Here is a 17,279-nt window from a genome sequence, read left to right as displayed (position 1 = left end):
GGGCTTTGCCCACGAGAAAGGCTGCCCAACCTGTCTTTAAAACCCCAAATAAAAACGTCGTCTGAAAACCCCAAATCCGGTTTTTCAGACGACCCCTTTTTCCATAACCCGTAACACAAATCCGCCCTACACAAAGCACTCTTTCATCACCCGACAGCCTTAACCCGACTTAGGTCGTCTGAAAAAAAGACCGAAACCGAGTACAATCCGCCACATGAAAAAACGCTCCAACCCCCTCCCGCTTTTAAACGGCGTCAAACCCAGCTATTTGGTGCTGCCGCACGAAAAACCGTTTTACGGCCTGCCCCTGTTGCATTTTCTCTGCGTCCGCTTTCCCTTTGTCGGCGAGGACAACTGGCGCAGGCGTTTGAACAGCGGCTTCGTCGTCGATGCAGACGGCGCGCCGTTTGACGAACACACGCTGTTCGAGCCGGGCAAAACCATGTTTTATTACCGCGAAACCAGCAGCGACAGCGAACCCGTCATTCCGTTTGAAGAAAAAATCCTGCACATCGACGACCATCTGATTGTCGTTGACAAACCGCATTTCCTGCCCGTTATCCCCAGTGGGCGATTTTTGCGCGAAACCCTGCTGACCCGCCTGCGCCTGCGGCCGGAATTGCAGCATTTGAACGTAGCAGACATTACGCCGGTCCACCGTTTGGACAAAGATACGGCAGGCGTGATGCTGCTGTCGCACAATCCTGCCACGCGCCGCGATTATCAAACGATGTTTCAGGAAAAAAGCGTCCGTAAAACCTATCACGCCGTCGCGCCGACGCGGACGGATTTGGTATATCCGTTGGACGTGGTTTCGCGCATGGTGCGCGGGGAACGGTTTTTCACGACGCAGGAAACCGAAGGCGAGCCGAACGCCCATACGACGGTCGAATTGCTTGAAAACCGCGGCGAATTCAGCCTCTACCGGCTGACGCCGCATACGGGGAAAAAACACCAGCTTCGGGTGCATATGATGCGTTTGGGCATGCCGCTGCTAAACGACGCACTTTATCCCACTCCTTTGGCGGCGGGCGATGAAGATTATGAAAAACCTTTGAAACTACTGGCAAAACAGATTGAGTTTACCGACCCGATCAGCGGACAAGAACGGATATTTGAAAGCGGATTTGAGTTATAAAGACTTTGCCGTCCTCCTGTTCGCATCCAAAACAAAGGTCGTCTGAAAACCATTTTCAGACGACCTTTTCATCAATCCTGCCTATTTCGAACTGCTGCCGAACAAGCCTTTGAACCACAATACGATATCATCCCACATCCGTCTGAACCAGCTGCCTTCTTCAACGGAATGGAGGGCGACGACGTTTTTCTCGGTAATGACTTTGCCGTCTTTGACGATTTTGAGTTTGCCCAAGGTTTGACCTTTGCGTATCGGGGCGATAACGGGCTGGACGGTTTCTAAAATCGGTTTGATGTTTTGTCCGGCATCGTGGGGAATCGTGATGTACACGTCTTCGAGGAAGCCGACGTTCACCGATTTGCTGCTGCCTTTATAAACTTTGACCTTGGAAATGATTTCGCCGCCGTTGTAGAGCTTGGGCGTGTCGAATGCCTGCAATGCCCAGTTGAGCAATTTGCCGCTTTCGGACGCGCGGGCTTCGGTGGAATCGGTACCGACAACGATGGAAACGATGCGTCTGCCGTTGCGTTTGCTGGAAGCGGCAAGGTTGTAGCCTGCGCTTTCGGTGTGTCCCGTCTTCAGACCGTCCACATTGGAATCGCGGTAGAGCAGGAGGTTGCGGTTTGGCTGTTCGACATTGTTGTATTTGAAGGATTTAATCGAAAATACGGGATAGTATTTCGGATAATCGTGTATCAGCGCGGCGGAGAGGATGGCTAAATCGCCGACAGTGGAAACGTGGCCTTCGGCAGCCAATCCGGTCGGATTTTTAAAGTGGGTTTTGGTCATGCCCAAACGCTTGGCTTCGTCGTTCATTTGTTGGACGAACGCATCCACCGAGCCGCCTCCCATGGCTTCGGCAAGCGTGGTGGCAGCATCGTTGCCGGATTGGACAATCATGCCTTTAATCAAATCGCTGACGCTGGCGGGAACTTCGGGACTGAGGAACATCCGCGAGCCTTCGATTTTCCAGCCCGCATCGGACACGGTCAGCATTTGGTCGGCGCGCAATGTGCCGTTTTCCAAAGCTTTGAACGCAAGATAGGCGGTCATCATTTTGGTCAGCGAAGCGGGTTCGATTTGGGTGTCGATATTGCCGGAGGCAAGCACTTGATGGCTTTGCAAATCGGTAACGATGTAGGCGGCAGCGGCAATGGCAGGCGGCGCATCGGGGCTGTTGATGCTGGGCATCATGGCTTCGGGCTGGGATGCGGCGGCAGGTGCAGGCTCGGAAGCGGCAACAGCGGGGGCTGCGTTGTTTTTAGCCGCTTGCGGCGCGGCTTGCGCGGCGGCAATCATCATTGCCGCGATCAATACGGATAATGTTTTTTTCATCGGGATGTGGTGCGGAAACAGAAATAAAAACAACCGCGTCGTGCGGTTTGGCACAAAAGGCAGTCATTATACCGCCGCAACTTCGCTTTGCTAAGATTTTTCTTGATTTCAGACGACCTCGAGGGTATGGTTTTACCTTTCCGCCGTTTTGTTGGCAAAGTTTGACGCGGGCGGCGGACACTCCTTTTGAAAATAATCCTCCGGCACACAAAACCATGAACAACCGCCCCTCTTATTCCGATTACCTCATCCGCATCCTGACCGCCTCCGTTTACGACGTTGCCGTCGAAACGCCGCTCGAACCCGCAATCGGGCTGTCACGTCGTCTGAACAACAACGTCCTGCTCAAACGCGAAGACCTGCAACCCGTGTTTTCCTTCAAAATCCGCGGCGCGTACAACAAAATGACGAAGCTGCCCAAAGAAGCACTCGCCTGCGGCGTCATCGCCGCCAGCGCGGGCAACCACGCACAAGGCGTCGCACTGTCGGCACAACGTTTAGGCTGCCGCGCCGTCATCGTCATGCCCGAAACCACGCCCAAAATCAAAATCGACGCCGTCAAAAGCCGCGGCGGAGAAGTCGTCCTCAAAGGCGTTTCCTACAACGATGCCTACGATTACGCGATGGAGTTGGCAGGAAAAGAAAAACTGACCTACATCGCCCCGTTTGACGACCCCGACGTGATTGCCGGACAAGGCACGGTCGGCATGGAAATCGTGCGCCAGCGTCCCGACGACATCCACGCCATCTTCGTCCCCATCGGCGGCGGCGGACTGGCGGCGGGCGTTGCCGCGTTCGTCAAACAAGTCCGCCCCAGCATCAAAGTCATCGGCGTGCAAACAAACGACTCCTGCTGCATGAAGCAATCCGTCGAAGCTGGAAAAGTCGTTAGCCTCAAAGACGTCGGCCTCTTCTCCGACGGTACCGCCGTCAAAGTCGTCGGCGAAGAAACCTTCCGCCTCTGCCGCGACCTCTTGGACGACATCATCACCGTCGATACCGACGCTATCTGCGGCGCCATCAAAGACATCTTCGACGACACCCGCAGCATCACCGAACCCGCAGGAGCGCTCGCCCTCGCCGGCCTGAAAACCTACGCCGCCCGCAACCGCATCCAAAACCAAACCCTCATCGCCGTAACCAGCGGCGCCAACATGAATTTCCACCGCCTGCGCCACGTTTCCGAACGCAGCGAATTGGGCGAAGGCAACGAAGGTATTTTCGCCGTTACCATCCCCGAAGAGCGCGGCAGCTTCCTCAAATTCGTCAACCTGCTCGGCAGCCGCAACATCACCGAGTTCAACTACCGATACGGCGACGACCAAAAAGCCCACATCTTCGTCGGCCTGCAAACCGCAGGTTCCCAAGACCTTGCCGTCATCAGCCGCCAATTGACCGAAGCCGGACTGCCCAATGTCGACCTGACCGACGACGAAATCTCCAAAATCCACATCCGCTACATGGTCGGCGGACGCACAACAAAAGTCGCCCACGAACGCTTGATCAGCTTCGAGTTCCCCGAGCGACCCGGCGCACTCGCCCGCTTCCTCAACCATATGCAGGGCGGCTGGAACATTACCCTCTTCCACTACCGCAACCACGGCGCCGACTACGGCCGCATCCTCGTCGGCATCGACGTCCCGTCCACCGACGATGAGGCATTTGAAAACTTCCTCGAAAGCCTCGGTTACAGCTATCAGGACGAAACCCAAAACGCCGCATACCGCCTGTTCCTTGCTTGATTGAAAGGGAAATATAATAAGGTCGTCTGAAACCCTGTTTGATGGTTTTCAGACGACCTTTATGATTTTCACAGACTTGGTTTACAAATAAATTTCTACAAAGAAGGGAATACTGGCTGCAACTTGCCATACCGACTACGCAGCTTGATTTTCACACACAATCAAAGCTTCCAGCCCCACCGATGATGAAATATAGTAAAAATCAAATGACTCATGCCGTTTTTGGTCCACATAAAACTCAATGGATGGAAACAACTCAATCAACCATTCGGGACATGATTGATTGTGATACGTCTGAATATCAAAAATGACATTCTGCGTACCGATATTATCAAAATCAAAAAACACCACATCCTGAAAATCCAATATTGAACCATCGTCAAGGAAAAATTTGAGGATTTGTTCTTTTGACTGATAAACATAGCCGATAATTTCTGCGTCGTGGTAGTCTTTATTGAAAGTTTTCATATACTCTGGTCACCAATCTAAAGCTATTCGGGCATCTTCAGAAAAATCTGATTTATCTTCAATTAGTTGCTTTAAATACAGTTTAACAAAAGGCAGTTTTCGATGAAATGTTAAAACTTGGAGGGCTGCACTGCTTATTAACTCATTTTCATTCCTCTTAAGGACATTCATTGCAAACTCCGCTTCCTTAACAGTTATTGGTGCTCTTTTTAAGATACTTAGCGCCTCAATCCGAAGATAAATATCTTCATCTAGATTCTCAAAAAAATCAATTATTTTTTCAAAAATATGACCATAATCAAATTCGCCTATATACACCCTTAAGATGCTGAATGCTTCATGGCGGGCAATATCGGATTCTTTTGAACTTAGACCGATATCCAAAAGAAAATTCGCCAACTCCTCAGACATATCCTCATCAGCGTAATTTTGTAGAAATTCCTCTTTCTCTCTGTCATTGTCAAATTTTTGATAGGATGATTTAAATTCTGCACCATTCATAATAATGATCTCAAAAATATTTTTTGAATTTAATTTTAGTCCCAATTTGATTAGTTCATCAGACACATATTCAAATTGCTGATAATACTCGACACGACTGACTATACTGCCCCTATTTTTGGGATTCAACCTTTGTTTTCAGACGACCTCCCCATCTCATTTGGCTTCTGCCCTATAATACCAACCACAAATTTTTACCGTTTCCCCAAAGGACAAATCATGAGCAATTACACCCGCACCTCGCGCGCTGCCGACAGCCTGCGCGACATCAAAATCACCCCGCACCTCCTGCCGCACGCCGACGGCTCGTGCCTGATCGAATGCGGCAACACCAAAGTTATCTGCACCGCTTCCATCGACGAAAATGTCCCGCCCTTCCTTCGCGGTAAGGGGCAGGGCTGGGTTACTGCCGAATACGGGATGCTGCCCGCGTCCACCGCCTCGCGTATGCGCCGTGAAGCCACGGCAGGCAAGCAGTCGGGTCGCACTCAGGAAATCCAGCGTCTGATCGGGCGTTCGCTGCGCGCCGTCGTAGATATGGAAAAACTGGGCGAACGCCAAATCCTAATTGACTGCGACGTGATTCAGGCTGATGGCGGAACGCGCACCGCGTCTATTACCGGCGCATTCGTCGCACTGCAAATTGCGGTCAACAAGCTGCTTTCAGACGACCTCATCAGCGAAAATCCCATCCGCGAAGCCGTTGCCGCCGTATCCGCAGGTGTGGTGAACGGCGTGCCGCTTTTGGATTTGGATTACCCCGAAGATTCCGGTTGCGACAGCGACGTCAACATCGTTATGACCGCTTCGGGCAAAATCATCGAAATCCAAGGCACAGCGGAAGGCGCACCGTTCAGCTTGGACGAATTGGGCAAACTGATTGCGCTGGCGCAGAAAGGCATTGCCGAGTTGACGGCGCACCAGCAAAACGCCCTGTCCTCTTAAGTAGAAATCATCTAATTTATTGAAATAAAAGATTATTCTTAAAAACCAACCTTATTAAAAGCAGATTCAAGGTAAAACCCGTCAAGGTTTAAACACCTTACGGGCATCTCTACCCGAATCTGCTTTTTTCTATCTTAAATCAATTCATTGCTTGAAATTGAATGTCGAAACAAGGGCAATCAGCATGCCCTGCCCAACCTGCTTTTAATCTCTGAAATTTTAAAAAAAGCCTGTTTATCCAATACGATATTTATGACAAAAGATTTTAAAACCCACCCCAAACTCTGACGAGCGGTTCTAAAACGAGATTAGCGTTAGTTGTATAAATTCAAACACTTATTTAAAATATATGGTTCGCTTCGACTTGCCAAACCTATATTCGGGGCATCTGAATAATAAAAATTTCAAGGAACACTTATGCCGTTGCTGTCGGTTGAATTCGCGGTATTTTTTATTGCTTTTTTGCCTATTTATTGGGCATTTGTCCGTATGCCGTCGGTGCAGAATGTTTTGCTTCTGCTGGCTGGGATGGGCTGGCTGTATCACTTGAATCCGATCTTTGCCGCCATAATTACCTGCTATTCGTCCTGCGTGCATTTGCTCGGTCTGTTGATGTCGTCTGAAAACGAAAACGTACGGAAATTCTGGCTGGGCTTCGGCGTAGCAACTGCTTTGGCAGTATTGTGTTTCTTCAAATATTTCGACTTTTTCCGCCCGTTTATCCGCCAATACACGGGACAGAGCGAAATTGTCGATATTTTGATGCCTTTGGGGCTGTCTTATTACACATTTCAATCTTTGGCTTATTTGGTGTACTGCTGCCGTCATCCGATGGGCGACCGCTTTGCGTGGCATGAGTTGCTGCTGCATTTGAGCTTTTTCCCGACGATTACTTCCGGGCCGATTATCCGTGCCGCGGCGTTTAAAAGCATAGACGGCGAACAGGCGGGAGCTTTGGAACAGATTCGGACTGCCGAACCGCGCGCATTGGTGCGCCCCGCGCTGGCGGTGTGCTTGATTTTGCTGGGTATTGCAAAAAAATGGTGGCTGGCGGGTGCGCTGGGAGACGGCTGGGTATCGCCCGTTTTCGAGAATCCCGCCCAGTTTGACGGCTGGGGCGTGTTGTCGGGGGTGTACGGCTATACTTTCCAGCTTTTCTTCGATTTTTCAGGCTATTCGGATTTGGTAATCGGGATGGCGATGCTGCTCGGTTTCCGCCTGCCGAAAAACTTTGCGGCACCGCTGCGCGCGTTCAATATCCGCGACTTCTGGAACCGTTGGCACATCAGCCTTTCCACCTGGATACGCGACTATATTTATATTCCTTTGGGCGGCAACAAACACGGCTTCGTCCTGACGCAGTTCAACTTGCTGCTGGCGATGGTGTTGTCGGGCGTTTGGCACGGCTACGGCTGGAATTTCCTGCTTTGGGGCGCGCTGCACGGCGTGGCATTAATTTTGCTTAACTGCGGCGACAAAATATTCGGTCGGGACGGCTCACGTCGTCTGAAAATCTTGCGTCCGCTTGCCTGGTTCGTCACTTTCCATTTCGTCTGCTTCACTTTCGTCGTGTTCAACACCGGCAGCCTCGCCGATACGCAGATGATGTTTGATGCCTTATTCGCCAACGAAGCAGGTTGGGCAGCGCCGAAGCAGGCGGATGTCTTGCTGCTTGCCGCGTTTGGCCTGATGATTTTGCTCTACCCGTATTTGCTTCGCCTGTTTGACGGCGCAGTGGCGGCATTGGAAAAAATGCCGATGTGGCTGTGGTTTATACCGCTGATGCTGGTGTTGGTGTTGATTATCGTATTGGCGCCGTCAGGCATCCCGGGCTTTATTTACGCCGATTTTTAAAAGGACAATCAGAATATGAAACGCTTTATTTCCCTGTTTGCCTCCCTTTTGGTTTGCGCCTTTGGCGCGGCGTGGTTCAGTCAAGATTCCATCAATGCCTATTGGCAGCAAACCTATCATCAGGCTTCTCCGCTGGAGCCTTTGTCCGAATACGAATGGTGGCGCACGGGCGCGAAGCTGCAACAAGACGCATACGCCTTTTCAGACGACCTCAAAGCACGTTTGGCAGGACAGCCTGTGATTGCCGAACCGGAACCTCAAATCGCTGAAAACGATGGGTCGTCTGAACAAAATGCGCAGCTCAATGCGTCCGAACCGCACGAAAAAAACCGTCCCGCCGACGGACGCCAACCTCAAACGGTACAACACGGCGGACAACCCGAAGCACATCATCTCCCTATTACGCCGCCCGCCAATATCGTTCTCGGACAAGGCGACAAAGTCTTTTTTGCCGGCGACTCGATGATGCAGGGCGTTGCGCCTTTTGTCGAAAGAAGCCTGAAAAAACAATACGGCATCCAGTCGGTGAATCTAAGCAAGCAAAGTACCGGATTGTCCTATCCCAAGTTTTTCGACTGGCCGAACACCATTGAGCAAACGCTGAAACAACAAACCGACATCCGCCTTCTGGTCGTCTTCCTCGGTCCCAACGACCCGTGGGACTTCCCGAAAGGCAAAAAATACCTGAAATTCGCCTCACCCGAATGGTCGGAAGAATACCTCAGCCGCGTCAACCGAATCCTGGCCGCCGCCGAACAACACCATGTGCAAGTCATTTGGATGGGCATCCCTTATATGAAACAGGCAAAACTTAACAAGCAAATGCGATATCTCGACAAACTTTTAGCAGACGAGATCAGTCCAAAAGCCCTGTGGATACCGACCGACAAACTCCTCAGCAACGGCTCGGATACCTACGCCGACTCCGTCAACATCAATGGAAAAATCATCCGCTACCGCAGCAAAGACGGCATCCACTTCTCTGCTGAAGGACAAAAACTGCTCGCGGATAAAATCATGGAAAAAATCGTTTTTCAGACGACCCCTGAAATGAACGGCGAAGAACGCACGGAACAATTATCCGCACGTTAAGCCCGTATCGGCAGCAAAAGGACGGCGTTTTGTTTATCCAATGCCGTCTTTTTCGTTACAATAGCCGTCCGCCGCGTCCAAAGACGTCGTCTGAAAACCACACACAGGAAACTCATGAACATCAAAACCCTGTCCGTATCCCTTACCGCATTGTGCCTGTCTGCCGCCGCCCCCGCCGCCGATATGCTGCTGGAAAACTACGGCAGCAGCCGTCCCGCCTGGCTCTCCAAGCTCAAAAAACTCGACCGCAGCTCGGACGGCAAATTCCGCATCCTCCAAATCGGCGATTCACACACCGCCGGCGACCTTTTCACCGAACAACTGCGCCTGCGCCTCCAGCAAAAATGGGGCGACGGCGGCATAGGCTGGGTTTACCCCTCTACCGTCAAAGGACAGCGCAGCGCAGCCGTCCGCTATGACGGCTCGTGGCAAACCGTCAGCAGCCGCAGCGTTTCAGACGACTTCCCCTTAGGCGGCATCATCGCCAAAGCCAACGGCAGCAGCGTTACCATCAGCGCCAAAGACGGAAGCAGCGGCGAAAGGCAGATTTCCGTTTTCGCCAAACCCGTCCTGCCCGAGCAAACCCTGTCATTCAACGGACGCGAAGTTCCCGCCGGAAGCAGCGGCTGGCAAATCATCCGCAGCAACGGCCGACTGCCCCTGACCCTCAGCAGCTCCATGCCTTGGGACATCGGCTACATCAATATCGAAAATCCCGGACGCGGCGTAACCGTTTCCGCACTCGGCATCAACGGCGCGCAACTGACCCACTGGTCCAAATGGCGTCCCTCTTGGCAGGATGACCTTGCCCAAACCCGCGCCGACCTCGTTATTCTCGCCTACGGCACCAACGAAGCCTTCGCTCGCGATTTAGACATCACAGCCACCGAACAAAGCTGGCGCAGCTACATCCGCCAAATCAAACAAAGCCTGCCCGACGCAGGCATCCTGATTCTCGGCGCGCCCGAATCCCTGAAAAGCACTTCAGGAAGCTGCGGCACACGCCCCGCCACCTTAAGCAGCATCCAACAAATGCAGCAGCGCATCGCCCGCGACGAAAAAATCATGTATTGGTCGTGGCAGAACGCGATGGGCGGCGAATGCAGCATGAAAAGCTGGATGAGCCAAGGCCTCGCTGCTAAAGACGGCGTCCACTTCTCAGGCAAAGGCTACCGCCAAGCCGCCGACCGCCTCGCCGACAGCTTGATACAAATGGCGGATTAAACAAAAGGTCGTCTGAAAATTTTCAGACGACCTTTTTTGATGACGGCACTTTTCTATCTTTTCTTGAAGACGGTCAAACCGCCTCAACTGCTTATCGAACGGTTTTGCAGCGTTTTAGCCCGTTCCCGATAATCAGTATCGAATTTCCGTTTTCAGACGACCTTTGCTTACTCTTTGGCAAATTGCTGCGTAAAGCGGACAAATTCTTCTTTTTTCGCTTTTGCCTTACCTGAATCGATGGCTGCTTCGGCGGCTTTGACACCGTCCGACAACGAAGGCACGACATTGCCGGCATAGAGCGCGGCGGCGGCATTGAGCAGGACGATATCGCGTGCCGCGCCATGTTTGCCGCTCAACACTTCATCCATTTTTTCCAAAGATTCTTGTGCGTTGGCGACTTTGATTTCGTCCAAATCGCGGCGGATTTCGATACCGAAATCGGCGGGACTGATGTCGTATTCGCGGATTTCTCCGTCTTTCAGCTCGGCAACGCGGGTTTTGCCGGTCAGTGTGATTTCGTCCAAACCGCCTTCGCCGCACACGACCAAAACGTGTTTGGAACCAAGCTGTTTCAATACGCGCGACAGGATGCCGCATAAGTCGATGTGGAACACGCCCAAAAGCTGGTTTGGCGCACCGGCAGGGTTAGTCAGCGGGCCTAAGATATTGAAAATACTTCTAAACCCGAGCGAGCGGCGCACGGGCGCGACGTGGCGCATCGCGCTGTGGTGGTTTTGGGCAAACATAAAGCCCAAGCCTGTCTGACGGATGCTTTCGGCGACTTGTTCCGGCGTAATGTTCAATACCGCGCCCATCTGCTCCATCACGTCCGCCGCGCCGCTGGACGAGGAAACGGAACGTCCGCCGTGTTTGGCGACTTTCGCGCCTGCCGCCGCCGCGACAAACATCGAAGTCGTGGAAATATTGAAGGTTTTTGCACCGTCCCCGCCCGTACCGACAATATCGACGAGGTCGTCTGAATTTTCCAGCGGCACTTTGGCGGCAAATTCGCGCATGACGGCGGCGGCGGCGGTGATTTCCGATACGGTTTCGACTTTAATCCGCAATCCGGTCAAGATAGCGGCGATTTGTTCGGGCGGTACCTGTCCGCTCATAATCTGGCGCATCAGGTCGGTCATTTCGTCGTAAAACAATTCATTGTTGCTGATTAATCGTTCGATGGCTTGTTGCGGTGTAATCATGGTTCAATCCTTTTTACGGGTATTTTTACGTCAAACGTCGTCTGAAAGTTTTCAGACGACGTTTGGTTTAAGCGGCGGACACTTGGAAGTCTTTAAATTCTTCCAAAAAGTTTCTCAACATATCGTGTCCGTGTTCGGTCAACAGGGCTTCGGGGTGGAACTGCACGCCTTCAATGGCGTATTCCTTGTGCCGCACGCCCATGATTTCCTGATCTTCCGTCCATGCGGTTACTTCCAAACAATCGGGCAGCGTATCGCGGGCGATGACAAGGCTGTGATAACGCGTGCAGGTAACGGGATCGGGCAAATCTTTAAACATGCCTTTGTTCAAATGGAACACGGGCGAAACTTTGCCGTGCATCAGCGTTTTTGCCCGCACCACATCCCCGCCGAACGCTTCGCCTATCGTCTGATGCCCGAGGCACACACCCATAATCGGCAGCTTGCCGGCAAAATGGCGCATGGCGGCGACAGAAATGCCCGCCTCTTTCGGCGAACAAGGACCCGGCCCGATAACGAGATATTGCGGTTTCAAAGCTTCGATTTCTTCAAGCGTAATATCGTCGTTGCGGCGGACGACGACTTCCTGACCGAGTTCGGCGAAATATTGGACGATGTTGTAAGTGAAACTGTCATAGTTATCAATGAACAAAAGCATGGGGGTACGGCCTTTTAGGGTTGTTTGACGGCGGCGATGTTTTCGGGCGAATTGATAAACGCCCACATCTGCTCTTCAGTTCGGAAAACGCCGTTACGAACAATATAATGCAGAGGATGCTTAATCAGCGCATCCGCTTTACGGACAAAAACACGCATATTGCTGCTGTTTGCCGCCATTTCCAACACTTTGGCGGCAAAAGCGGGGCGGTGCAGCTTGTCGTGCATCAGCGGATGGCGGGCAATGTATTCGTTCAGAGGCTTGCCGCTGCTTTGGAAATCCGTGTGCAGCGGGTCGAGGAATACAATAAAAAAAGGCATCTTGCCTAAATAATCGTCTGCATCGTTCATAAGCGTTTCGGACGGAATATTTATATCGACATAATATCACAGTTAACCGCGATTCTTGATTCCAATCAGGTCGTCTGAAACATCGCTTGCCTCCTTCCGAAATATTCACTTAAAATCAGTCTTACATTCCAAAAAGAGATTTGCTTATGGGTTTCAAACTTACTCCGATTGATGTTGTAGAAAACATCAGCCGCGAAGATTTTTATCAGAATTATCTCAAGCCGCGCCGTCCCGTCGTGATCAAAGGACTAACCCGCAACTGGCCTGCCCGTGACAAATGGTCGCTGGACTATATGAAAGAAACCGTCGGCGATATCGTCGTCCCCTTGTACGACAGCGCCAAAGCCGACCCTTCCGCGCCGATTAACGCCGCCAGTACTGAAATGCGCTTCAGCGATTATATCGATCTGATCAAACGCGAGCCGACGGATTTGCGGATTTTCTTATTTGACCCCATCAAACACGCTCCCGCCTTACTGAACGACTACGTTTTCCCCAAAGAGCTGATGGGCGGATTCTTAGACCGTTACCCTACCCTGTTTTTCGGCGGTGCAGGTTCGGAAACCTTCCTGCACTACGACATCGATATGGCGCACATCTTCCATACGCATTTCGGCAAGAAACACATCATCTTGTTCGATTACAAATGGAAAGAGCGCCTGTTCCGCATTCCTTTCGCCACTTACGCGCTGGAAGACTATCACGTCGACAACCCCGATACGGAACGTTTCCCCGAGCTTGAAGGCATCGAAGGCATCGAATGTTTCTTGGAATACGGCGATACCTTGTTCATGCCGACCGGCTGGTGGCATTGGATGAAATACCTTGACGGCTCATTCTCCATCTCCCTGCGCGCATGGGATGAAAGCTGGGCGGTTAAGGCGCATAGCCTGTGGAACCTGACCGTACAGCGCAAGTTCGACGACTTCATGAAAGCCCGCTTTAAAGCACGCTACATGAATTGGAAAGAACAGCTTGCCTGCAAACGCGCCCGCCGCGCATGGGAACGCGGCCTGCCTCGTTAAAACACGCTTAAAGGTCGTCTGAAAACGGTATTTCAGACGACCTTTATCCGCAAATTGCCCCGTATCCAGCGCAAAAATTGAAGCAATGGATGGCATTGTTTACTCAATACCGACACGGCGCATAAGGCAAAAATGCAACAAATGTGAAATACAAGACGCATATTTTTTTAAACGTCGGCGATAGCTGAAACCAATCTGTCAAAGCAGGCGGATTGACCTTGCTCCTGCCTGCTTTGCCCCATTTTTTCACCGGAGTGCATCATGCAAACACCTCTAAAATTCTTCACAGCCCTTGTTTTAACGGCATCGGCATTCTCAGCATCCGCTCACGGCATGCATAAACATAAGCCGCTGACCTTTGAAGAGCTGCCCAAAATCTGCCAACAATACTTCACACGCGCGGAGAATTGTTACAAAAAGGCAGGCGCCAAATCCGATTTTCAGCGCAACAATACAAAATTCCTGTTTCAATCCCTGCCTGCTGCCGATTTAACGCAGCGTGAAACCATGTGCAAAATTGCTATGGATTCGTTCGCCGAAAAAACGCGCTCGCTTCATTGCGAATAAGATTTTTGCCGGAAAGATATAGCAAAGGTCGTCTGAAAACCTATTTTGTGTTTTCAGACGACCTTTTTTCAGACGACCTTAAAAGAAGTAATTCGCCAGCAGCAAACCGAATGCCAAGCTGAATGCCATGCTCAAGAGGCCGGGAATCATAAAGCTGTGGTTGAAAATGAATTTGCCGATTTTGGTCGAACCCGTGCTGTCAAAATCAATCGCCGCGATAATCGGACCGTAGTTCGGGATGAAGAAGTAGCCGTTCACCGCGACAAACGTGCCGATGATAATCGGAGCGGGAATGCCCAGCGAAATACCGATGGGGAACAGCGTGGCAACGGTCGCCCCTTGGCTGTTGACCAAGACGGACAAAACGAACAGGGCAAACGCGAAAGTCCACGGCGCAGTTTCGACCAAATGCGATACGGTTTCTTTGACTTCGGCCAGATGACCGTGCATCAATGTATCGCCCAGCCATGCCACGCCGAATACGGCGATAACGGCCCGCATCCCCGCATGGAACACCGAGCCTTTGGTAATCGCGTTACCATTCGGTTTGCAAAGCAGGATAATCAGCGCGGCAGCGGAAAGCATGACAATTTCGATGGTGTGCGCCATGCCCATCAGTTTCGGACCTTCTTCCGTTTGGAAGGTCGGGCGCAACTCCGGTACAGCACCCATGACCACCACCAGCAATGCGGCGGCGAGGAAAATCCCGACTGAAAGTTTCGCCTCTTTGCTGACGGGCGCATTGGAAACTTCAGTCGAATCTTTTTCGTTGGCTTCTACATATTCCGGGTCTTTCAGCAACGCCTGATAATGCGGGTCATCTTTCAACTCTTTGCCGAGCTTGTTGACGAATATGCAGGCAAGGCCGATACCTAAAATAGTTGAAGGAACAGTCACTTTCAGCACATCAGCCATCGTGATGTGTTGCGGCTCAAGGTAGGTCACGCAGGCAACAACCGCGGCCGCAATCGGGCTGGCAACAATGGCGAATTGCGACGCAATGACCGCCATCGTCAGCGGACGGGAAGGACGGATGCCGTTGCGGTGGCTGACTTCGGCGATAACAGGCAAGACCGAATAAGCGACGTGTCCCGTGCCTGCCAGTACGGTAAACAGATAAGTCACCATAGGCGCGATGAAAGTGATGTATTTCGGATTGCGGTGTAAAACGCGGGTGGCGATTTTAATCATATAGTCCAAACCGCCGCTTGCCTGCATCGATGCGGCAGCGGAAACGACCGCCATAATCATCAGCATCACGTCAATCGGCGGACTGGTCGGCTCAAGATGGAAACCGAAGGCCAAAACCGCCAGCCCGATACCGCCGAGCACGCCCAAGCCGATGCCACCGACCTGCGCGCCGATTAAGATGCATACCAGTACGATGGCGAACTGGATAAAAAACATTGTGGACATGAACACTCCATTGTTTGTAAAAAAAATCTTGAAGAGGAAACGGATTAAAGCGGATATCGGCGGAAGCTGCTGTTGCATTACATCTGATATCCATATTTTTGTTTTTATTTTAAATACCAACACTTTATTCGATTAAATCGGGCGTGATTATAGAGTAAGCACTCGTTATTAACAATGTTTCACTGAAATTAAGACACCAAAGGTCGTCTGAAAACACCGAAATTCATTTTTCAGACGACCTTTTTCAAGAAATTCGTGCAACGCAAGAATGTCTAGCTTGTTTTGCAGACAAGGATTTATGTTCATACAAAAATCTATTTGAAGTCTCTTAAACCGCCTTTCAATGAAATATCCCGCAATGCTCAATTCCCCATCCCAAGCTGCAACATCCCGATATAAATTTTCATTTTCTTGCATCCGGCCTTATCGAAATCAGCCGAAACATCCCCATAATACTGCCGTTATACCACTTCATATTTGAAAGAAAGCGATGACTGCCATCCTGATTATCCTCGGTCTGATTGCCATAGCGGTCGGCATTTTTGGCACGATTTACCCCGCCTTGCCGGGATTGGGCTTGATGTTTGTCGGCGCATGGCTGTTGGGCTACGCCGGCGACTATCAGATTTTCGGTTCCGGCACACTCATTTTCCTTGCCGTTGTCGCCATTTTCGGCACGGCAATGGATTATGTCGCGGGCGCGTTGGGGGCAAAATATACGGGTGCGAGTAAAACCGCCGTCTGGGGGGCGTTTATCGGCGGCATTGTGGGCGCATTCTTCGCCATCCCCGGCCTGCTGTTAGGCCCTCTGATTGGTGCAGCCAGCGGCGAATTCATCGCCCGCAAAGACAGTTGGCAGGCTGGCAAAGTCGGCATCGGTACGTTTATCGGCTTTATCATCGGCACGGTTGCCAAAATCGGCTGCGCGCTGACCATTATGCTGACTGTCCTATCCGTATGGTTGGCTTCGTTTTTCTAAGCCATCTCTTCAAAACCAAAGGTCGTCTGAATTTTCAGACGACCTTTGGTTTTTGAACGCTTATTTGTTACAGCAGGCTTTGTATTTCTTACCGCTGCCGCAAGGGCAAGGGTCGTTGCGTCCGGTTTTGTCGCCTTCGCGGCGTACCGTTTGCGGTTTGTTGATGATTGCCTGCCAATACCAATAAATATCCAGCAACACATGCGGCAGCTCGGATTCGAGCTGGGCGAGTTCTTTTTCAGTCAGGTGCAGGATGATTTCGCCGTTTCGCTCTTCATCGTAAATCCCGCCCAAAGCCATAATCGGATAGAACAAATCTTCAAATTCTTCCTGATCAACCGCCTCAAACCAATCGGTCGGAACGATATCCAAAGCATACAGATAAGCGTTACACCAAGTGTAAATATCGGGATTGGAGGCGGCATCTTCGTATAACCACAAATCGGGCAGCATTTTTTTACTGAGTTTGATGCGCAAATCTGCCGCCAAACCGATGACCAAACGCTCGATTTCGGTGCGCTCTTTGGCATCAAATAAGGATTCGTCACCCAAAACTTCAGGCAGCCAGTCATTCGGGTTCAGCGCATCGGGACCGCTCAACAAAGCCATCATAAACGCCTGCACCTCATCGCAGCGCATGGTGTTGTGGTGTTCCGATTTGGCATCGAGCAGCTCCATCAGGCGTACGCGCGACGCTTCGTCAAATGCTTGCAATTGCATGGTTATTCCTTAATTTTAAATGGTATGTTTATAGTGGATTAACTTTAAACCAGTATGGCGTTG

18 protein-coding genes are annotated in these 17,279 nt (G+C 51.3%); 9 read left to right on the top strand and 9 right to left on the bottom strand.

Features of this window, described 5'->3' with window-relative positions:
- Positions 1-214: 214 nt before the first annotated feature.
- Positions 215-1,138, top strand: coding sequence for an RluA family pseudouridine synthase (locus HMPREF2726_RS00755; protein ID WP_009311337.1), 924 nt, complete (start codon positions 215-217; stop codon positions 1,136-1,138).
- A gap of 81 nt (positions 1,139-1,219) precedes the next feature.
- Here the strand turns inward: HMPREF2726_RS00755 and HMPREF2726_RS00750 are convergent, their stop codons facing one another.
- Together HMPREF2726_RS00750 and HMPREF2726_RS13555 are read right to left on the bottom strand one after the other, a co-directional pair.
- Complete coding sequence (locus tag HMPREF2726_RS00750) at positions 1,220-2,473, bottom strand: D-alanyl-D-alanine carboxypeptidase family protein (RefSeq protein WP_070601888.1); 1,254 nt, start codon at positions 2,471-2,473, stop codon at positions 1,220-1,222.
- The gene (locus HMPREF2726_RS13555; protein WP_147611961.1) at positions 2,400-2,696 is read right to left on the bottom strand and encodes a hypothetical protein; all 297 of its coding nucleotides are present in this window, start codon (positions 2,694-2,696) and stop codon (positions 2,400-2,402) included. The genes HMPREF2726_RS00750 and HMPREF2726_RS13555 overlap by 74 nt, the downstream gene beginning before the upstream one ends.
- On the opposite strand from HMPREF2726_RS13555, the gene ilvA reads away from it, so the two are divergent.
- Positions 2,689-4,215 carry a threonine ammonia-lyase, biosynthetic gene (ilvA, locus tag HMPREF2726_RS00745; protein ID WP_070601876.1) on the top strand — a complete coding sequence of 509 codons (1,527 nt, stop codon included), beginning with the start codon at positions 2,689-2,691 and terminating at the stop codon, positions 4,213-4,215. The two genes, HMPREF2726_RS13555 and ilvA, sit on opposite strands and share 8 nt — an antisense overlap.
- Positions 4,216-4,350: 135 nt before the next feature.
- On the opposite strand, the gene HMPREF2726_RS00740 is transcribed toward ilvA, so the two are convergent.
- Positions 4,351-4,683 carry a hypothetical protein gene (locus HMPREF2726_RS00740; RefSeq protein WP_003758472.1) on the bottom strand — a complete coding sequence of 111 codons (333 nt, stop codon included), beginning with the start codon at positions 4,681-4,683 and terminating at the stop codon, positions 4,351-4,353.
- A 9-nt stretch (positions 4,684-4,692) separates the two neighbouring features.
- Entirely contained in the window at positions 4,693-5,250 is a 558-nt protein-coding gene (locus HMPREF2726_RS00735) for a hypothetical protein (RefSeq protein ID WP_232203775.1), read from the bottom strand.
- A gap of 153 nt (positions 5,251-5,403) precedes the next feature.
- Between HMPREF2726_RS00735 and rph the strand changes: the two genes are divergently transcribed.
- From rph to HMPREF2726_RS00715, 4 genes are all read left to right on the top strand, one after another.
- Positions 5,404-6,129 (top strand): ribonuclease PH, encoded by a 726-nt coding sequence (rph, locus tag HMPREF2726_RS00730; RefSeq protein WP_009311341.1) that lies wholly within the window; start codon positions 5,404-5,406, stop codon positions 6,127-6,129.
- Positions 6,130-6,546: 417 nt separating this feature from the next.
- Complete coding sequence (locus HMPREF2726_RS00725) at positions 6,547-7,983, top strand: MBOAT family O-acyltransferase (RefSeq protein ID WP_070601874.1); 1,437 nt, start codon at positions 6,547-6,549, stop codon at positions 7,981-7,983.
- A gap of 15 nt (positions 7,984-7,998) precedes the next feature.
- Positions 7,999-9,075, top strand: coding sequence for a peptidoglycan O-acetyltransferase PatB (gene patB / locus HMPREF2726_RS00720; RefSeq protein WP_070601872.1), 1,077 nt, complete (start codon positions 7,999-8,001; stop codon positions 9,073-9,075).
- Positions 9,076-9,189: 114 nt separating this feature from the next.
- Positions 9,190-10,299, top strand: coding sequence for an SGNH/GDSL hydrolase family protein (locus tag HMPREF2726_RS00715; protein WP_009311345.1), 1,110 nt, complete (start codon positions 9,190-9,192; stop codon positions 10,297-10,299).
- 167 nt (positions 10,300-10,466) lie between these two features.
- Here the strand turns inward: HMPREF2726_RS00715 and trpD are convergent, their stop codons facing one another.
- The 3 genes from trpD to HMPREF2726_RS00700 all read right to left on the bottom strand — a co-directional run bounded on the left by trpD (position 10,467) and on the right by HMPREF2726_RS00700 (position 12,509).
- Entirely contained in the window at positions 10,467-11,501 is a 1,035-nt protein-coding gene (gene trpD, locus HMPREF2726_RS00710; RefSeq protein WP_009311346.1) for an anthranilate phosphoribosyltransferase, read from the bottom strand.
- 67 nt (positions 11,502-11,568) lie between these two features.
- Complete coding sequence (locus HMPREF2726_RS00705) at positions 11,569-12,159, bottom strand: aminodeoxychorismate/anthranilate synthase component II (RefSeq protein ID WP_009311347.1); 591 nt, start codon at positions 12,157-12,159, stop codon at positions 11,569-11,571.
- Positions 12,160-12,173: 14 nt separating this feature from the next.
- Positions 12,174-12,509 (bottom strand): hypothetical protein, encoded by a 336-nt coding sequence (locus tag HMPREF2726_RS00700; RefSeq protein WP_009311348.1) that lies wholly within the window; start codon positions 12,507-12,509, stop codon positions 12,174-12,176.
- A gap of 146 nt (positions 12,510-12,655) precedes the next feature.
- Here HMPREF2726_RS00700 and HMPREF2726_RS00695 point away from each other — a divergent pair, with 146 nt between their 5' ends.
- Together HMPREF2726_RS00695 and HMPREF2726_RS00690 are read left to right on the top strand one after the other, a co-directional pair.
- A complete protein-coding gene (locus HMPREF2726_RS00695; RefSeq protein WP_009311349.1) occupies positions 12,656-13,534 on the top strand; it encodes a cupin-like domain-containing protein in 879 nt (292 codons plus the stop codon).
- 261 nt (positions 13,535-13,795) lie between these two features.
- Positions 13,796-14,101, top strand: a complete 306-nt coding sequence (locus HMPREF2726_RS00690; protein ID WP_003767167.1) for a hypothetical protein — start codon at positions 13,796-13,798, stop codon at positions 14,099-14,101.
- A gap of 78 nt (positions 14,102-14,179) precedes the next feature.
- On the opposite strand, the gene HMPREF2726_RS00685 is transcribed toward HMPREF2726_RS00690, so the two are convergent.
- Positions 14,180-15,508, bottom strand: a complete 1,329-nt coding sequence (locus tag HMPREF2726_RS00685) for an anaerobic C4-dicarboxylate transporter family protein (protein WP_036529140.1) — start codon at positions 15,506-15,508, stop codon at positions 14,180-14,182.
- A gap of 499 nt (positions 15,509-16,007) precedes the next feature.
- Here HMPREF2726_RS00685 and HMPREF2726_RS00675 point away from each other — a divergent pair, with 499 nt between their 5' ends.
- Entirely contained in the window at positions 16,008-16,496 is a 489-nt protein-coding gene (locus HMPREF2726_RS00675; RefSeq protein ID WP_009311351.1) for a DUF456 domain-containing protein, read from the top strand.
- A gap of 60 nt (positions 16,497-16,556) precedes the next feature.
- On the opposite strand, the gene HMPREF2726_RS00670 is transcribed toward HMPREF2726_RS00675, so the two are convergent.
- A complete protein-coding gene (locus tag HMPREF2726_RS00670) occupies positions 16,557-17,216 on the bottom strand; it encodes a YecA family protein (protein ID WP_003767165.1) in 660 nt (219 codons plus the stop codon).
- Positions 17,217-17,279: the final 63 nt, after the last annotated feature.

The organism is Neisseria sp. HMSC074B07, assembly GCF_001810355.1.
Taxonomy (GTDB): domain Bacteria; phylum Pseudomonadota; class Gammaproteobacteria; order Burkholderiales; family Neisseriaceae; genus Neisseria.
This window is presented reverse-complemented; position numbering and strand designations above follow the sequence as displayed.